The organism is Lacinutrix gracilariae, assembly GCF_042684485.1.
Taxonomy (GTDB): domain Bacteria; phylum Bacteroidota; class Bacteroidia; order Flavobacteriales; family Flavobacteriaceae; genus Oceanihabitans; species Oceanihabitans gracilariae.
On the sequence record NZ_JBHULM010000011.1, the window covers coordinates 838,031 to 862,907 of the forward strand.

Below are 24,877 nucleotides of genomic sequence, written 5' to 3' on the forward strand. Positions count from 1 at the left end.
TAAAAGTTCTTTTAGCGTTACTTTTATAGATATAAGCGTTTTACTTTTGTGTGGTAATATCCAAATCAGGTAATGGAGCAATACAATATTTCTAAAGGCAACTCATTTTACGCAATAGGTTTAAGCTACAAAAAAGCAGATGCCAAAATTCGTGGACACTTTAGTTTAGACACAGAATCTAAAATAAACTTACTAGAGCAAGCAAAACAAGAAGGCATAGAAAGTCTTGTTGTTACTTCTACATGTAACAGAACCGAAATTTACGGTTTTGCACAACACCCTTTTCAACTTATAAAATTACTTTGTGACAATACAGTAGGTACTGTTGAAGAATTTCAAAAAGTAGCCTTTGTTTTTAAAAACAAAGATGCTATTTCGCACATGTTTAGAGTTGGTTCTGGTTTAGACAGCCAAATTTTGGGCGATTTTGAAATTATTGGTCAGTTAAAACACGCAGCCTCCCAATCCAAAAAAGAAGGTTTATTAAATCATTTTCTAGAACGCTTAGTAAATGCTGTAATTCAAGCCAGCAAACGCATTAAAACAGAAACAGATATCTCTACAGGAGCAACATCTGTATCTTTTGCTTCTGTGCAATATATTTTAAATGAAGTAGAAAACGTTTCTGAAAAAAACATCTTGCTTTTTGGAACAGGAAAAATAGGAAGAAACACCTGCGAGAACCTAGTAAAACACTCACAAAACAAACAAATTACTTTAATTAATAGAACTAAAGATAAAGCCGAAGCGATTGCAGGAAAGTTTAATCTTGTAGTTAAAGATTATAGTAATTTACAAGAAGAAATTCATACTTCAGATATATTAATTGTTGCCACTGGAGCACAAATGCCAACAGTTGACAAACACATCATTCAAAACAACAAACCGCTTTTAATTTTAGATTTATCTATTCCTAAAAACGTAAATGATAACGTATCAGATTTAGAAAATGTAACCTTAGTACACTTAGATTATTTGTCTAAAATAACAGACAATACTTTAGAGAAACGCAAGGAGCACATTCCGCTTGCCGAAACCATAATTGAAGAAGTAAAAACCGAGTTTAACGCTTGGTTAGAAACTAGAAAGTTTGCACCAACTATAAAAGCTTTAAAGCATAAATTACAAGACTTTAAAAATGCTGAATTAGATACGCAACGCAAAAAAATGGCTAACTTTAATGAAGAACAAGCCGAAATTATTGGTAATAAAATCATTCAAAAAATAACAAACCATTTTGCGCATCACTTAAAAGATGATGCTATCTCTACAGACGAAAGTCTAGAACTTATAAAAAAAGTGTTTCAACTAGAAACAGCCACAAAAAATGCCTAAAACAATAAGAATTGGTACTCGCGATAGCGAACTTGCCTTATACCAAGCCAACATATTAAAAAGCCAATTAGAACACCTTGGCCATAACGTACAATTAGTTCCTGTAAAATCTACAGGAGATTTACAACTAAACAAACCATTATACGAGCTAGGAATCACTGGTATTTTCACCAAAACCCTAGACATCGCTATGTTAAATGGTGATATAGACATTGCTGTACACTCTCTTAAAGATGTACCAACCATTTTACCTAAAGGCATTGTACAAGCAGCAGTTTTAAAACGTGGTAACGTACGCGATACCTTAGTTTTTAAAACTACCGAAGAATTTCTAGGCGCAAAAGATGCCGTAATTGCTACTAGTAGCTTACGCAGAAAAGCACAATGGTTAAACCGTTATCCTACACATACTGTTGAAGATATTCGCGGTAACGTAAATACACGCTTACAAAAGCTAAAAGACACAGAACATTTTGATGCTGCTATTTTTGCAGCAGCAGGAATTGGGCGCTTAGGTTTACGTCCTGAAACTGCTTTAAATTTAGACTGGATGATTCCTGCTGCAGCACAAGGAGCTATAGTAGCTGTTGCACTAGAAGAAGACGAAGAAACAAGAGCTATTTTAAGCGAAATTAATGACGAAGAAACACAAACTTGTACTCAAATTGAGCGTGAGTTTTTAAATCGTTTAGAAGGTGGTTGTACTGCTCCTATTGGTGCTTTATGCTACATAAAAGACGAAGAAATACATTTTGATGGTGTTTTATTAAGTCCTAACGGAAGCAAAAAAATAACAGTACAACGTAGCAAAAAATTAGGAGAACACCATGATTTAGCAGAATGGTGTGCTAACTACGTAATAGAAAAAGGTGGTAAACGATTAATGGATGCGCTTAAAGAAGTTAGCAAGCCAACAAAAGTATACTCTACCAAATCGCTAACCGAAGACCAACGTTTATTAGTAAACGAAAACTTAGGTGTAGAAAGCTCAGACTTTATAAAAATAAGCACCAACAGATTAAAACCACAATTGGTTAGAAACCCTATTCAAAATGTGGTAATTACAAGTAAAAATGCAGTAGAAGCTTTACTTCAAAATTTTTCTGCTGTAGAATTACAATTTCAAAACATATACTGTGTAGGACGTAGAACCAAACGTTTGGTAGAAAAACGTATTGGTAAAGTAAAACACGTAGAACCTAATGCTAAAAAACTAGCTAACTATTTAGTAGATTATATTGAAGGAAATGAAGTGACTTATTTTTGTAGTGACTTACGTCTAGATGCATTGCCTACTATTTTAGAAGAAAACAATATTACGGTTCACGAAATACAAGCCTACCAAACAAAATATGATGCAGTAAAACTACCAAACACTGTTGAAGCGGTTTTATTTTACAGTCCATCTACAGTACAAAGTTTTAAACAAGAGAATACAGCAAAAGATAATATGATTGCTTTTTGCATTGGTGAAACTACTGCACAAGAAGCAAAAAAACACTTTAAAGACATACGTATTGCTAAAGTACCAACTGTAGAAAGTGTTATACAATTAGTAAATGAGCATTATATTTAATAGCTGTCATTATATGTAATGTGGTAAACTCAAAATAACCAGGCTACCATAGAACACAAGTTTGTTTTGCAGTGAGCATTAAAATCAAGTTGAATTAAAAAATATTTCCGCTTTCGCGGAAAGTGAGCATGATAAAAAACGATTTATTTTTAAGAGCATTAAAAGGAGAAACCGTAAAACGTCCACCAGTTTGGATGATGCGTCAAGCAGGTAGATATCTTCCAGAATTCATGGAAATAAAAGCCAAATACGATTTCTTTACACGTTGTCAAACTCCAGAATTAGCAAGTGAAATTACCGTTCAACCTATTCGTAGATATGGTATGGATGCTGCTATTCTGTTTTCAGATATCTTAGTCATTCCACAAGCAATGAATATTGAGGTACAAATGAAACCTAATTTTGGTCCTTATTTACCAAACCCTATTCGTTCTCAAAAAGACGTAGACAATGTTATTGTTCCTGATGCAAAAGAAGCTTTAGACTATGTGTACCAAGCTATAAAAGCAACTAAAGAAAAACTAAATGACGAAATTCCGTTAATTGGTTTTGCAGGTTCTCCATGGACCATACTATGTTATTGCGTACAAGGTCAAGGCTCTAAAAACTTTGATAAAGCCAAAGAGTTTTGTTTTACAAACCCAATTGCTGCACATGGTTTACTACAAAAAATCACAGACACTACTATTGCTTACTTAAAAGAAAAAGTAAAAGCAGGTTGTAATGCTGTTCAAGTATTCGATTCTTGGGGAGGCATGCTTTCTCCTACAGATTATCAAGAATTTTCTTGGCAATATATTCAGCAAATCATCGATGCGTTAAAAGAAGACGCTCCTGTAATTGCATTTGGTAAAGGTTGCTGGTTTGCGCTAGATACTATGGCAAAATCTGGTGCTGCTGCTTTAGGTGTAGACTGGACCTGTTCTGCTAAAAACGCACGTTATTTAACTGGTGGAAACATCACGCTTCAAGGTAACTTTGATCCTACTCGTTTATTTTCGCCTCCTGCAGAAATCAAGAAAATGGTTACGCAAATGATTAACGATTTTGGTAAAGACAAATACATTGTAAATCTTGGTCATGGTATTCTACCTAACATTCCGTTAGAAAACGCTAAAGCATTTATAGATGCAGTAAAAGAGTACCAAAGCCCTTCTTAATCTCTCTAAAAGAAAGAAACTGCTTCGGCACAAAAATAAAACATGTGAATTTGCTTTCCATTAAAACGGAATAGAGATAAAAATAATTTGGGCGTTACCTACTTTTTTTGAGTAACAATTTCTTATACATTGCAACAAATAAGTATAAAAAAGTAGGTCGCGCTTTCACTACTCGCTCTCTGCGAGGAGCTCAAACAAATAGTTCAATCGCTAACGCAAAGCTTGGCTTTAAAACAAATACTATGGTTAAAAACATACTAAAAGGCTTAAAAGCATACGCAAATAGTTTCACATTAATTTCCCAATTAAAACTCTGGAAATTCTTTTTCATTCCAATCATAATAAGCATCATAACTGCCATAATTATTGGTGTTTCGGCTTATGGTTTTTCAGATAATGTAGGTAGCTTTATAGCCAAATTATGGTTTTGGGAATGGGGAAAAGAAACCTTCACCTCTATTGCAACAGTTATTGGCGGAATTGCTGTTTTAGCCATTGGTTTGATTCTATATAAACACATCATCATGGCACTTTCTGCACCATTTATGAGTCCTGTTTCCGAAAAAATTGAAGCACACCTCACAGGAATAGAAAACCACACACACAGAAATACTTCTTTTAAAGAACAACTATGGCGAGGAATACGCATCAATATTAGAAACTTAGGAAAAGAACTTCTATATACAATCCCTTTATTATTCCTTAAATTCATTCCTGTTGTAAATGTATTTTCAACTGTTTTATTATTCGTATTACAAGCCTACTATGCTGGTTTTGGTAATATGGATTATACCTTAGAACGACACTTTAAATACAGAGAAAGCATACAGTTTATTAGAAAAAATAGAGGCGTTGCTATTGGTAATGGTATTGTTTTTATGCTCTTTTTACTAATTCCTGTAATTGGTGTCATTTTAGTTTTACCACTAAGCGTTACTGCTGCTTCTATAAGCACTGTAAACCTTTTAAAAGACGAAACCTCAACAACAAATACCATGTAATGAAAATACAATTTGATGGTTTTAAAACATTCAATTAAAAAAACGAATTTACTCCAATTAGTGAAAACCCTCTAAACATGGAGTTCTATGCATTATATAATGAAAGACACATTTTTTAAATACATACACCAATTACAAGACAGTATAACTGCAGGTCTAGAAAAAATAGATGGTAAAGCCACTTTTCAAGAAGACATCTGGAAACGACCAGAAGGTGGTGGCGGAAGAACTAGAGTTATAGAAAACGGAAACGTTTTTGAAAAAGGTGGTGTTAATATTTCTGGTGTACATGGCAAACTACCAGACAGTATGCAAAAATATTTTGGTGTTGAAGATGCCGATTTTTTTGCTTGCGGATTAAGCCTTGTCTTACACCCAAAAAACCCAATGGTACCAACAGTACATGCAAATTGGCGCTATTTTGAAATGTATGATAAAGAAGGGAATATTGTAGACCAATGGTTTGGAGGTGGACAAGATCTTACTCCTTACTATTTGTTTGAGGAAGATGCGAAACACTTTCACCAAACCTGTAAAACTGCATGTGATAAACACAATCCTGAATTCTACCCAAAATACAAAGCACGTTGCGACGAGTATTTTTACAACACACACAGAAATGAAGGTCGTGGTATTGGAGGTTTATTCTTCGATTATTGCAAAGCTTCCGAAGAAATGAGCATGCAAAACTGGTACGATTTTGTTACCGAAGTTGGCGACAGTTTCCTAGAAGCTTATGTTCCAATAGTAGAAAAAAGAAAAGATGTAGCATACACCAAAGCACAACGCGATTGGCAAGAAATACGTCGTGGTCGTTATGTAGAATTCAATTTAGTACACGATAAAGGAACCCTTTTTGGCCTAAAAACCAACGGAAGGATTGAAAGTATTTTAATGAGTCTTCCGCCACATGTACAATGGGCTTACAACCATCATCCAGAAGCTGGTAGCGAAGAAGAAAAACTAATTGAAGTATTAAAAAACCCTAAAAATTGGGCTTAATATGAATTGTTACTGCGGAAATAATAAAACCTATAAAGCTTGTTGCCAAGTATTTCATTTAAACCAAGGAAAAACGGAAACTACAGAACAGCTTATGCGCTCAAGATATAGTGCTTTTGTACTAGCAAATGGCGATTATTTAATGCAAACACATCACGCTTCTACTAGACCATTATCTGAAAAAAAGGAAATTGTAAAATGGGCAAAATCTGTAGAATGGATAAAACTAGAAGTACAAGAAACCACTAAAGGATTAGAAAAAGATAAAGAAGGCACAGTTACCTTTAACGCGTATTTTTATGAAAACGGAAAAGTAGATGTCATTCATGAAAAGTCTGCATTTATCAAAGAAAACAACAAATGGTATTACTTAGGTTATGCCAAAAATTAATATATTATGTATCCTATTAAAAGAAATAGAAGATTAAGAACAAACCAAGCGATTAGAAGCTTAGTTAGAGAAACTATTATTTCACCAAACGATTTTTTAGTACCACTTTTTGTGGTAGAAGGAAAAGGTGTTAAAGAAGAAATTGCATCGATGCCAAATTACTATCGTTACAGTTTAGATTTACTACAAGAAGAAGTAAAAGAACTATGGAAACTTGGATTAAAATCGGTATTACTGTTTGTAAAAGTACCAGACAATTTAAAAGACAATAAAGGAACCGAAGCCATAAACCCAGACGGATTAATGCAACGTGCCATAAAAGCGGTTAAAAATGCTTGTCCGGAAATGCTAGTAATGACAGACGTAGCATTAGATCCTTATTCTGTTTATGGTCATGATGGTATTATTGAAAACGGAAAAGTAATAAACGACGAAAGTGTAGAAGTATTAACAGAAATGAGTGTATCTCATATTGAAGCTGGAGCAGATTTTGTTGCGCCTAGTGATATGATGGATGGTCGTATTTTATCGATTCGTGAAGCTTTTGAAGATCGAGAGTATACAGACGCAGGAATTATGAGTTATTCGGCAAAATATGCTTCTGCTTTTTATGGTCCTTTTCGTGATGCTTTAGATTCTGCTCCTGTAGATTCTCAAGACATTCCAAAAGACAAAAAATCATATCAAATGGATTATGCAAACCGATTTGAAGCAATACGTGAAACCGAAATGGATATTGATGAAGGTGCAGATATTGTAATGGTAAAACCAGGTTTATGCTATTTAGATATTGTTCGTGAAATTAAAAACGAAGTCGATGTTCCTGTTGCAGTATATCAAGTTTCTGGAGAATATGCTATGCTTAAAGCAGCTGCAGAAAAAGGATGGCTAGACCATGATGCGGTTATGATGGAGCAAATTACAGCCATTAAACGCGCTGGAGCTGATATCATTGCTAGTTACTTTGCTAAGGATGTTGTAAAGCTACTAAACCAATAAAGTAAATTATATTTCCAATAAAAAATCCTGAACAAAACAGTTCAGGATTTTTTATTTTCAATACTTATCTTTTTAAAGTAAAATGAGATCGAAATTGTTTTTGTTCACCACCTTCTTCATACGTTAAAACAAACCAATAATCACTAGAAGGTAAAACAGAACCATTAAATGTTCCATCCCAACCAGGACCTGATGTACGTATCTGCTTTAATAATTTACCATATCTGTCATAAATACTAACCATACTATTGGGTTGGTTACTTAAGGCAAAAACATTCCAAGTATCATTATAACCATCGTTGTTTGGTGTTAGTATTTTAGGAAAATCTATAATACTAATATTATCAATTGTAATATAATCACAAGAAGGTGTTCCTATTTTTCTATCGTATACATAAACCGTATGTATACCACTACTTACATTAGTAAAAACACCTCCATTATCTAGAATAGGACCATCATCTAACTGAAACCAATAATCTCCATAACCTTCTACATGTATCGTTATTGTAGGATTAGGTTCAAAAGATCCTGATTGTACTACATTAACAAATACTGCTTGTCCTGATTGAATAACTTCAAAAGCTTCACTAATTTCTGAATTACAATTTGCTGTCGGTAAAATTTCTTCAATAGATAAGGTGTATAATCCAGGAGCAGCAGTGTCTACAGTATATGTACTTTGATTTGCTCCTAATATCACTACTCCATTTAAATACCATGTATAGTTATAATTCGTGTTTTGTAAATCACTAACTAAAGTAATTGTATTTTGCACAACTCCAGTAACATAATCTACACAAAGCGTATTTAATCCATCTACAGAAGAAATAACAGGCTTTAATATAGGGTTTACAGTTATGGTCATGGTTTGTGTGGTAGCACATTCTCCTGCAGCAGGTGTAAACGTATATGTTGTTGTAGTTGTATTGTCTAAAGCAGGACTCCAAGTTCCGGTTATACCGTTGTTAGAAGTTGTTGGTAAGGCATTTAAAGTTTCACCACTACAAATTGCTGGTTCTTGAGTAAACGTTGGTGTTATATTTGAGTTTACCGTTATCGTCATGGTTTGTGTGGTAGCACATTCTCCTGCAGCAGGTGTAAACGTATATGTTGTTGTAGTTGTATTGTCTACAGCTGGACTCCAAGTTCCGTTTATACCATTGTTAGAAGTTGTTGGCAAGGCATTTAATGTATCACCACTACAAATTGCTGGTTCTTGTGTAAACGTTGGTGTTATATTAGGATTTACCGTTATGGTCATGCTTTGCGTAGCTGCACATTGCCCTGCATCTGGCGTAAAGGTATAAGTTGTTGTTGCTGTATTGTCTATAGCTGGACTCCAAGCTCCTGTTATACCATTATTTGAGGTTGTTGGTAATGCCGCTAAGGTTTCGCCATCACAAATTGGTCCTACTTGTGTAAATGTAGGAGACACAGATGGATTTACAGTTATAGTCATCGTTTGTGTGGTAGCACAAACTCCTGCATCTGGAGTAAAGGTATAGGTCGTAGTTGTTGTATTATCTAATGCTGGGCTCCAAGTTCCTGCTACACCATTATTAGAGGTAGTTGGTAAAGCCGCTAAGGCTTCTCCACTACATATGTCTGCAACTTGTGTAAACGTTGGTGTAATATTAGCATTTACGGTTATGGTCATGGTTTCTGAAACCGCACATTGCCCTGCATCTGGAGTAAAGGTATAAGTGGTTGTTGCTGTATTATCTAAAGCAGGACTCCAAGTTCCGGTTATACCATTATTTGATGTTGTTGGTAATGCCGCTAAGGTTTCGCCACTACATATTGCTACTACTTGTGTAAATATTGGTGTTATGTTTGCATTTACAGTAATAGTCATGGTTTCTGTAACAGCACATTGACCTGCATCTGGAGTAAAGGTGTACGTGGTTGTTGCTGTATTGTCTATAGCTGGACTCCATGTTCCTGTTATACCATTATTTGAGGTTGTTGGCAACGGACTTAAAGTATCGCCACTACAAATTGGAGGCACTTGTGTAAATGTTGGTGTTATAATTGGGTTTACAGTAATAGTCATGGTTTCTGTAACAGCACATTGCCCTGCATCTGGAGTAAAGGTGTACGTGGTTGTAGCAGTATTGTCTAAAGCAGGACTCCATGTTCCTGTTATACCATTATTTGAGGTTGTTGGCAACGAACTTAAAGTATCGCCATTACAAATTGGAGGCACTTGCGTAAATGTTGGAGTAAGATTAGGATTTACGGTTACAGAAACACTATCTACTAGTATTTGCGAACATATTACAGTTCCTGATCCATCTACAACTTGAACATCTTCTAGAGTAATTGTTGTGTCTACTGTAAGCACCTGGTTTAAAGTTGCTTCTCCTGAATTATCTAAAACAATTTGCTCTGTTGCTCCACCATTTGTGTTGTAATGTACGACTGTGTTTGGTGTTCCTGAAAAAGTAAACGTAACATTTTCACCTTCGCACACATCTGTATCAGAAGCAGAAACTACAGCATCTGGTATTTCTGAAACAACTAAATTAAATTCTACCAAGCTGTAACAATCGGTAACACTGGATAAAACTTTAGCATAAATGGTTTGCGGATTTGAAGTATTAACATAAATACCAGGAAGAGCATCTACACCATCTGTAGCATCGGCTAAATCTTCATAATACTCAACAGTTTCATTTGCTAAATCATTACTAATACTACTACTTAAACCATTTAAATTAAAGATAGATGCATCTGGAGTACCACTACAGGCAACAACATCATTAATTTGGTTTGCAACTGGAGGAGAAGGAAAAGCACCTGCTCCATCATTTGCTGTTCCTGTCCATTGTATTTCAAAACCACCATCACCTTGCGGACGATCTATTACAATAAAATAAGTTTCGCCTACATTAACATTTAACCAGTATACATAACCATTTCCGTTAGCACCTGGTCCTGTTTGCGTTAACGTTGTACTTCCATTAATACCTGTATGGTTATTAGCTAAGCCCGCTTCATTCGGATTGGTTGTAGCACAACGAATAGGACTTCCTAAATTAGAACAAGAACGATTAGGACCATATACCCAAAAATCATAATCTACAAGAATATCAGGATCATTAGGTATTAAATCAAACCCTAAAGTTCCTGCTTGAACGATATTAACTTCTAGCCACAAAGAGTTATGTTCAAAACCTCCACATTGTGGTGGATTAATTTCATTAACAGCTCCTGCCCCATTTGAGTTAGACATAAAGTTTCCGTTACCACAAACGGTAATTGCACCACCACAATCATTTGGTTCTTGCGCTTGCACTTTAGAAAACAAGAAAACGAATAACCCTAATAATAAAAACTTTTTCATCATGCCTTTACTTCATTATAACATTTATTCTATTACAAAAAACACAAATAGACTAAACATAACCTTTAATACTTACTCCCTTCACTTCTAACTATTTTGAAGTTAAATATGAAGAATATTTACTTTTTAATTAAAAACTCAGAACGTCTATTTTGAGCGTCTTCTGCGTCTGTACAATTAGATTTACAATCAATTTTAGGAGTAGTACTACCTAATCCTATTGCAGTTAATCTATTTTTATTAATTCCTTTAGAAATTACATATTGCATAGTTGCCTGAGCTCTTCTTTCTGATAATTTCAAGTTATATGCTTCGCTTCCTTTGGTATCTGTATGAGAACGAATTGCTATTTCCATTTCAGGATATGCATTCATAATAGCTACTAATTTATCTAATTCACTAGCTCCTTGATACGTGATGTTACTTTTATTAAACTCAAAGTAAATATTATTAAGTTTCACCTCTGTATCTGTAATCATTTCCTGCATCGAAGATTCTACAATTGGTTGTAATGAAGCATTTACTTCTATTTGGTCTTTATCTAAACGTTCTACAGGAATAGATAGACTTTCATAACCTTCTTTTTCTACATGAATTACGTAATTAGACGCACAGATTACTTGAAAACTAGTTTTTCCTTCTTCTGTTTTTTGGGTTGCAATTATATTCTTTTTTTCGTCTAAAATAGAAACATCTGCATTGGCTATTAACTCCTCTGTTGTAGCATCTTTTACTAAAGTTACTACTAAATATTTACAGATAGGAATAGCCATATAAATATTATCTACTCCAGATCTATTTGATGAAAAGAAACCGACTTTTTCTAAGGCATTAATACTAAAAGAAAAGTCGTCACTTTTAGTATTTACGTCGTTTCCCAGGTTTACAGCCTCCTCTTCTTTACTAAGATCTACTTTAAAAATATCGAAACCACCTAATCCTTTTTTTCCTCTAGAAGAAAAATAAAGAATATTATTATCTGCAATAAAAGGAAACCCTTCTTTACCTGCTGTATTTACTTGTGGTCCTAAATTTTCAGGTTCTCCATAAGAACCGTTATTTACACTAACTTTCCAAATATCTGTATCTCCTAAACCTCCTGGCATATTAGATGCAAAAAATAGCGTTTTACCATCATTACTTAAACTAGGATGACTTACAGAATACTCTGTACTATTAAAAGGCAACGCCTTTATGTTTGTCCATTTACCATCTACTAACGTAGCACTATACAGACCTTGTTGCGATAATTTTATTTGCTTTTTACTAAGTCTTTTATAAACTCCTTCGCTATGTCCATCTCTAGAAAAAATCATTGTTTTTCCATCTTTACTCAAGGTAATTGGACCATCGTGATATGGTGTATTTAAACTATTAACCGGTTCTGGTTCTGTAAAAGTACCTTCTGGACTTCTAGTTGTAGTATAAATATCTAGATAAGGATTATTTGTCCAATTATCCTCTTTTTTACCATTGCTTCTAGAACTAACAAAGTATAGCACATTATCTGTAGACAAAACAGCACCAAAATCACTTTGTTCAGTATCGTTAATATTTGTGTTTTCTACATCAAACAGCTTAGAGTCATCAGCTAATTTTGGAATATAATTAGGGTTTGCTAAATGCTCTTTTGCACGAGGATCTTCTGGGACCATTTTTGAAAATTCATCCATTTGCGTGTTGGCTGCTGCATAATTTCCTTGAGATCTTAAAACTTGTGCATAACGATAATACGTTTCTGCATCTTGGTTTTTATCTAAAGCTTTTGCATACCATTTAGAAGCTTCGTCTATATTAAAAACATTATAATAGCTATCTGCTAATTGTTTATATACATGACTATCTGCTTTTTTATTTTTCACAATATCTAGATATGCTTCAATAGCATCTACATATTGATAAGAACTGTAAAGCTCGTCTGCTTTTTCTGAATATTTATTTTGACTGTAACTTGTTGTTACAAGTAAACAGAAGCAAAAAAGACTGAGAATATTTTTCATTTTTAACTGTTTTTTTATTAGAAAAATCTAGGTGAAATAGATACTTTTTTAGGGAAATTTAAATCGAATAACAACATAATTTCATGAGAACCCGAAGAAACAACATCTAACTCTGATGTAGTATAATCATAAGCATAACCTATTCTTAATTCTGGAGTAATTGCAAAATTTACCATGGCTCCTATAGCATCTTCTAAACGATAAGTAGCACCTAATTCTAATTTATCAAAAAATAACACATTTGCAGAAACATCTAAAGAAGTTGGTGCATCAAATGCAGATTTTAACATAAAGGAAGGCTTAAACTTGGTGTTTTCTGAAAGGTTAAAAACATAACCAGCAGAAAGGAAATAATGCATCACATCAGAACCATATTGATATTCTTGACCATTATTGGTAACATCAAGATAGGTGTTTTTTAACATATTTGGTACTGCTAAAGACACATAATAATGGTCTGTATAGTAAAATAATCCTGCTCCTAAATTTAAATGTGTATTATTAGTATCTTGACCAAAAGCTTCATCATTTGCATCTGGAACATACCCATTACCTACTTGGCTAAACAATCCTATTTTTTGAAAAGTAGCACCTCCTTTTAAACCAAATGCTAATTTGTGAGATTGGTTTAAATTAAGGGTGTATGAAAAATCTGCATATACGTTATTTTCTTCTACAGGACCAATTTGATCAGAAACAACAGATAAACCTAAACCTACGTTTTTTCCAACAGGACTATGCACTGAAAAGGTTGCTGTTTTAGGAGCATCTTCTAAGCCAACCCATTGTGAACGATACAATAAACCTATTGCTAGATTTTCTTTAGATCCTGCATATGCTGGATTTACTACATTCATATTATACATGTACTGTGTGTACTGAGGGTCTTGCTGTGCTTTTGCACTTATAAAAACCACAAGTATAAAGACTATTGTTACATATATTTTTTTCATTTGTATAATAAATTATTTACAATTAGTGCGCTCGATTAATATAAACCCAACCTGTTACAGCGCTTCCATCTTCTTTTTGAATTCTATAGAAATACGTACCATCTGGTAATTCTTTTCCTTTATTTGATTTACCATTCCATTGATTCGAGTAGTTTCCGCTGAAACTATATACTTCTTTTCCGTGTCTATTAAATATGATCATATTAGTAACTCCGAAACCGGTTAAGTCAAAGGTGTCATTTTTACCATTTCCGTCAGGCGAAATACCTCTTGGTATATTTCTACAAGCAAAACGCTCTGTTGTAAACGAAGCTGTTGTTTGACAGTTACCAAAATCTATATATACAGTAAATTGGGTTGGTACTGTAATGTTTGGATTTTGATCTGCATATGCAGTTACATTAAATAGTTCTGAATTTTCACCAACTACATTTCCGTTAGCATCCATCCAAGTATAAGTTACCTCATCTGGACTGTAAGAACCATTTATAGGAGAAACTGTTAACCAATATTCTTCGTTATTACATGCACCATCAATAGAAGCTTCAATAGTATCTAAAATGGTAATATTAAACGTACTAACACTTGCTTCTGTACATGTTTCTAAATCTTCTGAAACTTCATAGCTAATAGTATAATTTCCTATACCACTTGAAGAAACAGTAACTTCTCCTGTTGTAGAATTAATTGTTAATCCTGTTTCTGCAGAAAAAGTTCCACCAGTTGTAAAATCAGCTGCTAACTCTGGAAGCACATTAGCACTTGTTGCACAATACACATCATCTACATAAGTAAATGAAGTATTTGGTACTGTTTTTTCAATTATTTCTATTGTAAGTACAAAGCTTGCATCTGCTAAACACGCAGTTACATCTCCTCCAAATGTATACACAACTTCGTGTGTTCCTGAGCTAGCATCTGTTAGGTCTAACTCACCAGTAACAGCATCTACCGTTAATGTAGAAGAACTAAAGGTTCCTCCTATTGTAAACCCTGTTGCTAAGTTTGGTAGCACTGTAGTTGCATTTAATTCGCAAAAAGAAGTTGCTCCATAATCAAAAGTCACCACAGCAGAAACTGCTTGTGTAACGTTTATTGTAGCTGTATAGCTTCCGGAAAGTATACACATATCTGTATCACCTCCAAAAGTATAAGTTATGTTATGTGTTCCTGCAGTTGCTGAAGTAACATCAATTGCTCCAGTTGTTGGGTCTACAGTTAAGGTAGTAGAACTAAACGTTCCTCCTAACACAAAATTGTCATTTAATAATGGCATCACATTATCTGCTACTAGCTCACAAGTATCTGCATAGCTAAAGGCTAACTCTGGTGTAATTATATCTTGAATAGAAATTGCAAACGTACTTGTATTACCTTGAGTACATGTTGCAATATCTTCTGCTATTTGATAGGTTACTATATAATCTCCTACTGTACTTGTAGCAACATTAATTTCTCCTGTAACCGCATCAATAGTTAAACCAGGTTCTGCACTAAAGATTCCTCCTGTTGTAAAGTCTGTTGCTAAAATTGGTAAAACTGGAGTAGCATCTGAACAATACGTGTTTTCAGCATAAGTGAAATCTGTAATTGTTGCTATAGCTTCTGTAATTTCTATGTTTACAGTAAAGTCTCCATCTTCTTCACAAGCACTTTCATTTGCAACGTAGGTATATGTAATATCATGATTACCAATGGTAGCAGAAGATAAATCTAAAGCACCAGTTGTTTCGTCTACAGTTAGTGTTGTTGAACTAAAGGTTCCTCCTGTTGTAAACCCATTTACTAAGTTAGGTGTTACTGTAGTATTTTCTAACTCGCAGAATGAAGTTGCTCCATAATCAAAGGTAGTTACTGCAGGAATTGCTTGAGAAAAAGTAATGGTTGTTGTATAACTATCTGCTAGTGTACAAGTATCTGTATCACCATTATAGGTATAAACAACATCATGTACTCCTTCTGTTGCAGAATTAATGTCAATTTCTCCTGTAGTTGCATCTACAGTTAAAGTTGGAGAACTGAATGTTCCTCCAGTAACAAAATCATCTACTAAAATTGCTGTAGGATTATCTGTATCTAAAATACAAGTTTCTAAATAGCTAAAAGTTAATTCTGGTACTATTGCTTCGTTAATAGTTACTATTAATTCTGCTCTTGGACCTTCGCAACCATTTTCATCTTGATTTGCCACATAATATATAGTATCACCAACAGCAGTTGTGTTTGGAGTTGGCGCTATAATACTTCCTGTACCACCTACAGCTTCGGTATACCAAATTAAGGTATAATCGCTAGTTGTTGTAGCTGTTAATGCTTCTGCAGTTTCATTTAAGCAATATTCTATTGGTGATTCTACTGTTGGCATTTCTGAAATACCATTATAAGAAACCTCAATATTGTACGAGCAAGAACCCGTTTGCCAAATAAAAGTATATGTTCCAGGGTTAAAAAAGTCTGTAACTGTTGCTTCTCCTGTATTATCATTTGTAATAGTTACTTCTCCTGGGTTTTCATCACCAGCAATCCATTGTCCGATTCCATTCGCTTCTAATAAAGCGGTAGGATTTGTACAATCTACCTCAAATGGTTCTGTAATAATTTCACTATTTGGTAAAATACTTACAGCATCTAACACATTACCAATATCATCACCATCACTTGCTCTAAATATAAAACGAGTTTGGTTTTGGCCTGCAGGAACTTGGTAAGTATCTGCAATAACTGTCCACGCTAAAGTGGTTCCTAAGTTTTCTTGAATCATGGTATAAGGACCACCAACAGGACCTGCAAATAACTGAATAGTATTACCATCAAACCTTGCAAGGTGTGCAAAACTGTATTCTAATAATGTTATTTCAGAAGTATCTAAATCTCTGTATAATCCTTTAATGTTAGGATCATTTGGATCTATTGTTGTTCCTTGTTCTGAAAGCACTTGTACACATTGTCCTCCTTCATAAGGTTCAAAACCAGGTGCATTTAAAGATTCCCAGTAAAATATATTGTTAGACGATTCTAAATTAGAACGCCATCCTGGAACTGTGTTTAATGAAATAATTGTATTTGTTCCACTTAAACCTTCTAAAGCAGGCTCTTCAAAACCTCCATTAACAATATCTACAGCACATAAATCTTCTGGTGTTTTAACACAAACGCTAAACAAATACTCTGAAATATATGTAGCGTTTAAAGTTAATCTTACTTTATAGTTTTCACCAACAACCAACTCTGAAGCATACATTGCCATAATTACATTATCATAACTACAAGCTAATTCTTCAAGGGTTCCTGCATTGTCTTTATATAAAGTCATTACAATTTCTGGATATAATGGATATCCATTACTATCTCTTAAACCACCACTAAAATTATTTATTTCAATACTGTGTATTTCTGATGCTGCTGTAAATTGAAACCAAACATCTCCATTATTTACACCTTCACAACTCATCGTTTCTGAAGAAGCTGTAGCGTTTATAAAAGATACATTTGTACTAGACACATTACAAACACCATCATTATTTATTGGTAAAGTTACTGCGTTTGAAACGTCATCATTTCTAACAAACTCAAAAGGTCCTGACCAATAACTTTCGTCATCTGTACCACAAATAGCTCTTACAAAATACTCATAGGTTGTTGCATTTAAATCGCTAAAATCTGCTGCATTTGGCGTATAAGAATTTGTAGAAACAATGGTTCCTGATTGCGGAATAGTTCCGTTTTGTAATGGTTGTACAGCTACTTCCCATTGTGTTTCACTTCCTCCTGGAGTCCATGAAAACACAGATTGATCACTAATAGTAAGGTCTGTTGGTTGCGGACAATCAATAACACCACAACTTACCATACCTGTATATACTGTAGTTCTTGGTATTAATCCTGTTGGACTAGAGTAAACCGTTTCTCCTTGATCATTTAAAATGTCGAATTGAAAGTTTGCATATTGAGGTGTTGACCAACCAATAGTATCAAAAAATAGAGAGAACTCTACTCCAGAGCATAAAAACACTGGAAACGCTTCACCTGCTTGGCCTGTAAAAGGCAAGGATTGTGTTACCTGGTTATTTTGAGTAATATCTAATGTTGGTGAACTTGAATCACTAGTAAGCACAAACGTATATTGGCATAAGTTATCAAAACTACATTTAGTAATTACCTCTGTTGGTCCTGTCCAAGCACCTTCATCACCATCACAAACGGCTCTAACATAAACATCATACATCGTAGAAGCTGTTAAACCTGTAATGGTAAAAGGATTTGTTGTCGTTTCAAACAAATATTCTGGTTCTGTACTTCCTGTAGGAGCAGGAGTTCCTGTTGGTTGTACAGATATTTCCCAAGCGGTTTCGCTTCCGTTAGCATCCCAATTTACTTGAAATGCAGTATCTGTTATATTGTTTAAGAAAACATTAGTTGGTTCTGGACATTCTGGTACATCTTCAATATTAACATTATCTATCACTAGCGTTTGACCTCTGTAAGAAGTAGTACTTGCAAAATACGGAACATGAAAAGCAATATTAATATCTCCTGTTATTCCAGCAGGAAAATTAATAATCTTTACTTTATATTCTTCATTATTAATTAAAACTGGATCGTCATCAGAATCATATAAAACTGTTGTAAATTGATCTAATCCTGTACCACTAGTAGAAAGTAAAACTTCTAAATCTTCTGTAAAGAATTCATCATTAACTCTGTAATAATAACGTAAACGTTGGTTTTCTGTAATGGTAATTGTTGGTGAAATTAACCAATCTTCATTTTGCCCATTACTACCTGTAAATATTGCTGCTGCTTGATCTCCTTCAAAAGGGAAAGAAGCACTATCTAGTTCCCAAGTTTCGCCATCGTCGTTATTATTAACTACTTGCCAGCAATCTTCTGAAGTAGAATCATAATTAAAGGTTTCTACAAAAGGAGAAGTAAAAGCAGTACAAAGGGTTCTAAATGCAACTGGACCTACCCACTCACTACCATCTGCTCCACAATTTGCCATAACATAAACTTCATATTCTGTATCTGGATTAAGTGAGGTAGTTGTGTAATTGGTTTGTGTAACTTCTTCACCAGTAGTTGTTGGCACACCAGAACCTGCTGGTTGCACTACAACATTCCACGCTGTTTCTTGATACCCTTGTGTCCATGAAAATGTTGCTCCGTTTGTAGTAGTTGTTTCTACTATTAAATTGGCAGGATTAGGACAAGCAGGTGCATCTGTAATACTAACATCTTCAATATTTAAAACTGAGAAGTTTCCTGTAAATTCTGGAGGCACTCTAAAAGCTATGTAAATAGTTCCGTTGCCTTCAATAATGACACTTTTTTCAATGTATTCTGAATTTGTAATTACTTCAAAAGGAGCAATTACTGAAAAACTACTTGGATTTGTATTGGTTGTAGACATTAATACTTCTAATCCATAACGAGGATCACCTGTAAAAAATGAAAACTGTGCTCTGTATTTATATTTTAGCTCTTTAGTTCCATCTATATTAATTGCTGGAGAAATTAAATAATCATCAAAACTAGAAGGAGGTGAAACCACTGAGGTTTCCAAAATTGCTTCGGTTTCATTGATAGACCAAGTAGCATCATCATTATTATTATCATTTACGCTCCAACAGAATTTTTGTGTATCAGGATCTTCATCATTAAAGCTTTCATAGAAAGGCGTATCATACGATGTACATAATGTTGTAAAAGGAACAGGACCAACCCATTCACTTTGATCATCTTCTGCACAATATGCTCTTACATAATACTCATATCTATTTCCAGGAGTTAAACCTGTTGCCATGTAAGGAAAGTTACTAGATGTTAAAACTCCTGAAGTTGTAGGAATACCAGAATCTAAATCTTGTATTGCAACTTCCCATTGTGTTTCACTATCTCCAGCTGTCCAAACTAACCAAGCAGAATTGGTAGTAATATTAAATACTAATGGATCTGTAGGATCTGGACATGTTGGTTTATCTTCAATAAACACATCATCTATAGCAACTCTTAAAGCAGATTCAGTAGTATTTGGCTCAACAATCCAAGCAATATTTACAATGCCTGTTATTGTTTCAGGAATATCTACAATTATTTCTTGAAAATTAGTATTGTTTATAGTTTCTGTAGTAAGTACCGTTGTAAAGTCATCTACACCAACTCCTGTAGTAGATAATTTTACAGCATAAGTAGAAACACCTTGCGTTGCTCTATGCTTGTATCGTACTCTTTTTTGAACACCATCATTAAAGTTAATTTGTGGTGAAATGTAAAAGTCATAGTTTTCATATTGAGAAGCACTTGTTACTACTGTAGCATAACCACCAATAAAACTCCATTGTGTTCCATCGTTATTTGCATCAATAGTTGTCCAGCAAGCCTCAGGGTTTTGATTGGTTGCTGTTTCAAAATCTGTTGAATAAGGTGTGTCAAAAACAGTACATTGTGTAGTAAATGTAGTTGGGTTACTCCATATTCCTGGTGTGCCATTACAAACAGATCTTACGTAAACATCATATGTAGTATCTGGTGATAAACCTGTATTGATTACATTATTTATATTACTAGCTGTAGCAGTACCTGAACCTGTTGGTTCGCCAGAATTTGTTGGTACAATTACATATTCCCAAGAATCTGAAAACCCTCCATTATTATCCCAAGATAAACTAACACTATTTTCTGTTAAACTATTATAAACAATTTCTCCTGGAGGTGCACATGTTGGACTAGATATTTCTAATTCAAAACAAATACCTGCTGTAGTTGATAATTGAGAAGATACTACTATAATATATGTTTGCCCTTGTTGTACTAATAAATTTGAAATTGTTTTAGGATCAAAAGGATCTGTAGTTATTGTACCTGCCATACAATTTACTCCTACATCACTACAACTTTCATAAACAAATAAAGAACTGCTATCATTATAACAGTTATCATTTTCTCCTCCAGTTCCTGTAAATGTTGTTTGTGTTAGTGTTAGTAACCCATCTTCCGTTGGTGTATAGCTTAGAAAAATTTTATTTCCGTTAAGGTAATTAGTAGTAGAACTTCCTGAAATACAGTTTGCACCTTGTGTAGAATACACTACGTCTGGATTTGCCCAAGCATCTAAATTATCTGCTAACACATAAGGTGTTGTTGAAATGTCTGGAATTTCTATAGGAGCATCACAAGACAAACCTAATTTTAGAGTTTTAAAAGAATAAGGTCCAGTAAAATCACTTTGTGTATCATTATCACAAATTGCTGCTAAATAAACATCAAACTCTGTATCTTCATCTAGACTTGATAAAGAATATGTATTACCTGTAACAGGAATACCACTTTCTGCAGGAGTTCCTCCTGATGGTAATATTTGAATTTCAAAATTAGTTGCCGTTGGATGTGACCAACTTACTTCTGCTCCATTAACCGTTATTGCATCTATAGTTACATCTTCTTCAAGAATATCTTCACAGCCTTCTACAACAGAAATAGTATCTACAAACCACTCATCTCCAGTTGGTGTCGTTCCGTTTTGTGTATTAACAGCTACAAATGCAATATAGATATTAAATCCTGCAGGAATTGAAGATGGTAATTCTACAACCTTTTTCTCATAATTTGTTGGAGAGCCATTATTTAAATTTGCTTCTGTATACGATTGTATTACAATATTAAATCCATTAATATCTGGTTGTGCTGCAGTAGAAATTCTAATTTCATATGCAGCTCCATTATCTATAGCACTAGCTTGTTTGGTATAAAATTGTATTTCTCCATTTTCTGGAACAGTAACTTGCGGAGTTACTAAAAAATATTCCGCTGTATTTTGATCGCCAATATTATCTGCACTTGGGTTTACAGAAACGCCACTTGTGCCTAAATAACCATCTGTTGTACTTTGCCAATTAGTTGTACCAACACCATTATCTATAATTGTCCAAGTATTAGGAACACCAGAATTAAAGTCTTCTACTAACTGAGCATAACTTTTATTTGTACTTAAAAATAAAAAACCAATTAATAAAACGAAAAGAAGATTTTTGATTTTGAAATCTAATTTAATACTACTTCTTTCTTTTAAAAAAAAGAGGTTATTAATTGCTACAGGATTGTGTAACTTATTTTTCATATTATGACATTTTCTGTTAGTATTGAATGTCTAATATATATATAATACTATTCTGTTTTATAGCTAAGTCTTTGCGTTTTACCGAAATTTGAAAGAATAAAAAATAGGTTAATGTATTGAAAAACAACGGTTTACTGTTAATTCCTATAAAACAAACTCATTAAAGTGTTGGTTTGATATTTTGTATAGATTCTACCTTTTTTTGAAGCAAATAAATGTATTTTTTATCTTTTCTATGAATAAAGAACAGGATAATGACTGCTAAAACACCGAAAACAATTATCCATTTAACCCTATTTTTAAACTGTTTGTTAAGCGCTTCTAATTCCTTTTTTTGGCTAGTAGAACTTTTATTAATGGAGTCACTAATCGAGTTACGTTCTGATTTTTTTATGTCTAATTGTACTTTTAAATAGAGGTCGTAATATTTTTGATATTCTTCCCAATTATCTAAAGCCAAATAGTTTTCAAAAAGACCTTTATATATTCCTAGATTTAGCACTAAATCGCCAACATTTTCAGATTGATTTAAAGCCGTTTTTAGTAAAGACACTGCTTCATCATATTGGCCTTCTAAAGTATACACTTCAGCAAGTCCTTTTTGCGCAAAAGAAATTAAACTGCTTGCGTCTTCAAGTTTAGCAAAAGCAATAGATCTATTAAAGCTATTTTTTGCGTTTCCGTATTCAGAAAGTAAAGTGTAACAGTTTCCTTTATTGTAATAAACAATACTTAAATTGGCTCTGTGGTTTTCTCCCTTTAGCTTTTCGTATTCTCTAATTCCTTTATTAAAAAACTCTAGAGCAATATCGCAATTTAAATTATCTTTATAAATAAACCCTTTAACAATATAACTGTTTGCCAAGTATTTACCAACAGAATCTCTATGCGGATAAATTAAGGATTGCTGTTCTGTTTTTTCTAAAAACTCTATAGATTTATCGAATATTTTTAATTGTTGGTACAGAATACCTGTCATAAACAATATTTCTATTTGCAGTCTTTTATCTTCTAAATCAATAGACAGTTGTTCTGCTTTTTCAATATATTCTAATGCTTTTTGATAGTCTCTTTTAGAGGTGTAAGCTAAAGAAACCAACATTAAAGCTCTTGTTCTGGTTTTTATAGAATTATTAGTGTCTTCATAAGCCGAAAGACCAAGTACAATAGATTTGTCTGGCGTTTCATAAATACGGTTTTTACTATCTTCTAACAAGCTATCTATTTGTTGCGTATAACTTTCTATGGTATTAGCAAAGCTTGCTGTTTTAACAAACAACAGCAAAAGAGCAAAACTATATGTAAGTTTAATTTTCATCTTGTTGTTGTTGTTGTTTTTGTTCATCACGCTCTTCTTTTATTAAATTAATAAAAGTTGCAGGCGACATACCGATTATAGATTTAAAAACTGTAGCAAAACTACTATGCGAAGAATAACCACTTTCTTCTGCTAAAAAACTTATTTTATAATTAATATAACTAGGTTCGTTTTTAAGCTTGTTTATGATATAATTTAAACGCAATTTATTTATGAAAGTGTTAAAATTATCATTGTAATGCTTATTGATTATTTCAGACAGGTATTTGGTATTGGTTTCAAATTGTCCCGCTAAAACAGCTAAAGACATTTCTTTATTTAAAAACTTTTGTGAGTTTTCAAACTTTTTTAGCTTTAGCAATATGGCTTTTTCTGTTTCTTCTGGAATTACAATACGCTTGGTTTGCTTACGTTTTTTAGGCTTTGTTTTGTTAAATTGGTTTCTACTTACTTCTAAGTATTTAATGATTTCTTTTAATCGTTTTTTTCTTGTTTGATTTTTTAATAACACAAAAGCAACTACAGTTAAAATAAAAAGTAAACCAAATAGTAATAAATTTTGATACCTAGTATTTTCTGTTTTTTTAGCTAAAACAACATCTTCATTTTGCTTTGTTATTAAGTTAAATACAGTATTAACAGATTCTTGCTCCATTAATTCTACGTTATTACTTAATAGTAAAAACTCTTCGTTATAAACTTTATATTTATTTTTTTGGTTGGTTGCTAAATAACTAATTGCCAGACCTCTATTTATTTGCATTTTTAAAACCGGATTATCTATAATTTCGGCATAACGTAATGCTACAAATAGGGTTTCTTCACTTTTTACAAATTCCTTTTTTTGTAAATACAAATTCCCTAGCTCGTTATATATAAATCCTTTTTGGTTTAAATTGTTTATTGAATTTACTTCTAAAAGCGCAAACACACTATCTATACTTTGTGTGGCTAAATTAAATTCACCAAGTTGGCTATAAGCTACTTCTTTAGCCAACAGAAGCTTCATTTGTAGCGTTTTATTTTCGTCTAGAAAATCTGTAAACCGACTACGTAGTGCTTCTATTAAATGTAAGGCTTCGCTGTTTTTTCGCCTATTTAATTTCATATTAACACTTTCAAGAGCAACCAAAAACTGAAAATGTTTTTTTTCTTTATCGTTAGTAATTTGTGTTGTTAAATTTTCTGCTTCACTTAAATATTTGGTAGACTGTTTGTCTAAGTACAGAATTCTTAAAAGTTGCGCCTTTAGTAAACAAACCTCTACTTTTGTTGGTATACTTACGTTTTCGTCTTGAATTTCTTCACTAAAAATAGAAAGCGAAGCTGTATTATAATCTCCTTTGGCTAAATAACTTTTACCTATTATTAAATTAGAATGAATTTTTGTTTGCGCCTCTTGAGCTGTTTTAAGCGTATGTTTTGCTATTTTAATAGCCTCATTTGGATTAGAATAAACTAATTCTTCTGCTTTACTTAATAAATCGTCTTGTTGTGAAAAAAGAGCACTAGCCTGAAACAAAATCACATACAAAACAACCTTAAAAAGGCGCTTATAAAAGTATGTAAAACTTCGTTTCATAATAGCAAAACAGATTTTAATTAAGGGGTTTAACAATTAAGCTAGAAGTAAATATAATAAACTTTAGAAAAGAATTACTTTTTGTGAATATATGA

General features: G+C 33.3%; 13 protein-coding genes. 7 read left to right on the forward strand and 6 right to left on the reverse strand.

Going from position 1 to position 24,877, the window contains the following annotated elements:
• Positions 1–72: 72 nt before the first annotated feature.
• The 7 genes from hemA (at position 73) to hemB (ending at position 7,464) form a co-directional block, all read left to right on the forward strand.
• Positions 73–1,335 carry a glutamyl-tRNA reductase gene (hemA, locus tag ACFSSB_RS10850; RefSeq protein ID WP_379904080.1) on the forward strand — a complete coding sequence of 421 codons (1,263 nt, stop codon included), beginning with the start codon at positions 73–75 and terminating at the stop codon, positions 1,333–1,335.
• A complete protein-coding gene (gene hemC / locus ACFSSB_RS10855; RefSeq protein WP_379904082.1) occupies positions 1,328–2,911 on the forward strand; it encodes a hydroxymethylbilane synthase in 1,584 nt (527 codons plus the stop codon). Before hemA ends, hemC begins: the two co-directional genes overlap by 8 nt.
• Before the next feature lie 128 nt (positions 2,912–3,039).
• Complete coding sequence (gene hemE / locus ACFSSB_RS10860; protein ID WP_379904085.1) at positions 3,040–4,071, forward strand: uroporphyrinogen decarboxylase; 1,032 nt, start codon at positions 3,040–3,042, stop codon at positions 4,069–4,071.
• A gap of 242 nt (positions 4,072–4,313) precedes the next feature.
• Complete coding sequence (locus tag ACFSSB_RS10865) at positions 4,314–5,072, forward strand: EI24 domain-containing protein (RefSeq protein ID WP_379904087.1); 759 nt, start codon at positions 4,314–4,316, stop codon at positions 5,070–5,072.
• A gap of 99 nt (positions 5,073–5,171) precedes the next feature.
• Complete coding sequence (gene hemF, locus ACFSSB_RS10870; protein ID WP_379904089.1) at positions 5,172–6,074, forward strand: oxygen-dependent coproporphyrinogen oxidase; 903 nt, start codon at positions 5,172–5,174, stop codon at positions 6,072–6,074.
• Position 6,075: 1 nt separating this feature from the next.
• The gene (locus ACFSSB_RS10875; RefSeq protein WP_379904091.1) at positions 6,076–6,465 is read left to right on the forward strand and encodes a YchJ family protein; all 390 of its coding nucleotides are present in this window, start codon (positions 6,076–6,078) and stop codon (positions 6,463–6,465) included.
• Positions 6,466–6,471: 6 nt separating this feature from the next.
• A complete protein-coding gene (hemB, locus tag ACFSSB_RS10880; RefSeq protein WP_379904093.1) occupies positions 6,472–7,464 on the forward strand; it encodes a porphobilinogen synthase in 993 nt (330 codons plus the stop codon).
• Positions 7,465–7,528: 64 nt separating this feature from the next.
• Here hemB and ACFSSB_RS10885 read toward each other — a convergent pair whose 3' ends face one another.
• The 6 genes from ACFSSB_RS10885 to ACFSSB_RS10910 form a co-directional block, all read right to left on the reverse strand.
• Positions 7,529–10,813, reverse strand: a complete 3,285-nt coding sequence (locus ACFSSB_RS10885) for a T9SS type B sorting domain-containing protein (protein WP_379904095.1) — start codon at positions 10,811–10,813, stop codon at positions 7,529–7,531.
• A 119-nt stretch (positions 10,814–10,932) separates the two neighbouring features.
• On the reverse strand, positions 10,933–12,813 hold the full coding sequence (locus ACFSSB_RS10890; RefSeq protein ID WP_379904097.1) for an OmpA family protein: 1,881 nt from the start codon (positions 12,811–12,813) through the stop codon (positions 10,933–10,935).
• 17 nt (positions 12,814–12,830) lie between these two features.
• Positions 12,831–13,766 carry a PorP/SprF family type IX secretion system membrane protein gene (locus ACFSSB_RS10895; RefSeq protein ID WP_379904099.1) on the reverse strand — a complete coding sequence of 312 codons (936 nt, stop codon included), beginning with the start codon at positions 13,764–13,766 and terminating at the stop codon, positions 12,831–12,833.
• Between the two features lie 22 nt (positions 13,767–13,788).
• Positions 13,789–21,882, reverse strand: a complete 8,094-nt coding sequence (locus ACFSSB_RS10900; protein ID WP_379904101.1) for a choice-of-anchor J domain-containing protein — start codon at positions 21,880–21,882, stop codon at positions 13,789–13,791.
• A 160-nt stretch (positions 21,883–22,042) separates the two neighbouring features.
• The gene (locus ACFSSB_RS10905) at positions 22,043–23,200 is read right to left on the reverse strand and encodes a tetratricopeptide repeat protein (RefSeq protein WP_379904103.1); all 1,158 of its coding nucleotides are present in this window, start codon (positions 23,198–23,200) and stop codon (positions 22,043–22,045) included.
• Positions 23,190–24,782 carry a helix-turn-helix domain-containing protein gene (locus ACFSSB_RS10910; protein WP_379904105.1) on the reverse strand — a complete coding sequence of 531 codons (1,593 nt, stop codon included), beginning with the start codon at positions 24,780–24,782 and terminating at the stop codon, positions 23,190–23,192. The genes ACFSSB_RS10905 and ACFSSB_RS10910 overlap by 11 nt, the downstream gene beginning before the upstream one ends.
• Positions 24,783–24,877 lie beyond the last annotated feature (95 nt).

Coding starts and splice junctions, on each gene's coding strand:
- hemA (WP_379904080.1), top strand. CDS start 73: ATGGAGCAATACAATATTTCTAAAGGCAACTCATTTTACGCAATAGGT.
- hemC (WP_379904082.1), top strand. CDS start 1,328: ATGCCTAAAACAATAAGAATTGGTACTCGCGATAGCGAACTTGCCTTA.
- hemE (WP_379904085.1), top strand. CDS start 3,040: ATGATAAAAAACGATTTATTTTTAAGAGCATTAAAAGGAGAAACCGTA.
- ACFSSB_RS10865 (WP_379904087.1), top strand. CDS start 4,314: ATGGTTAAAAACATACTAAAAGGCTTAAAAGCATACGCAAATAGTTTC.
- hemF (WP_379904089.1), top strand. CDS start 5,172: ATGAAAGACACATTTTTTAAATACATACACCAATTACAAGACAGTATA.
- ACFSSB_RS10875 (WP_379904091.1), top strand. CDS start 6,076: ATGAATTGTTACTGCGGAAATAATAAAACCTATAAAGCTTGTTGCCAA.
- hemB (WP_379904093.1), top strand. CDS start 6,472: ATGTATCCTATTAAAAGAAATAGAAGATTAAGAACAAACCAAGCGATT.
- ACFSSB_RS10885 (WP_379904095.1), bottom strand. CDS start 10,813: ATGAAAAAGTTTTTATTATTAGGGTTATTCGTTTTCTTGTTTTCTAAA.
- ACFSSB_RS10890 (WP_379904097.1), bottom strand. CDS start 12,813: ATGAAAAATATTCTCAGTCTTTTTTGCTTCTGTTTACTTGTAACAACA.
- ACFSSB_RS10895 (WP_379904099.1), bottom strand. CDS start 13,766: ATGAAAAAAATATATGTAACAATAGTCTTTATACTTGTGGTTTTTATA.
- ACFSSB_RS10900 (WP_379904101.1), bottom strand. CDS start 21,882: ATGAAAAATAAGTTACACAATCCTGTAGCAATTAATAACCTCTTTTTT.
- ACFSSB_RS10905 (WP_379904103.1), bottom strand. CDS start 23,200: ATGAAAATTAAACTTACATATAGTTTTGCTCTTTTGCTGTTGTTTGTT.
- ACFSSB_RS10910 (WP_379904105.1), bottom strand. CDS start 24,782: ATGAAACGAAGTTTTACATACTTTTATAAGCGCCTTTTTAAGGTTGTT.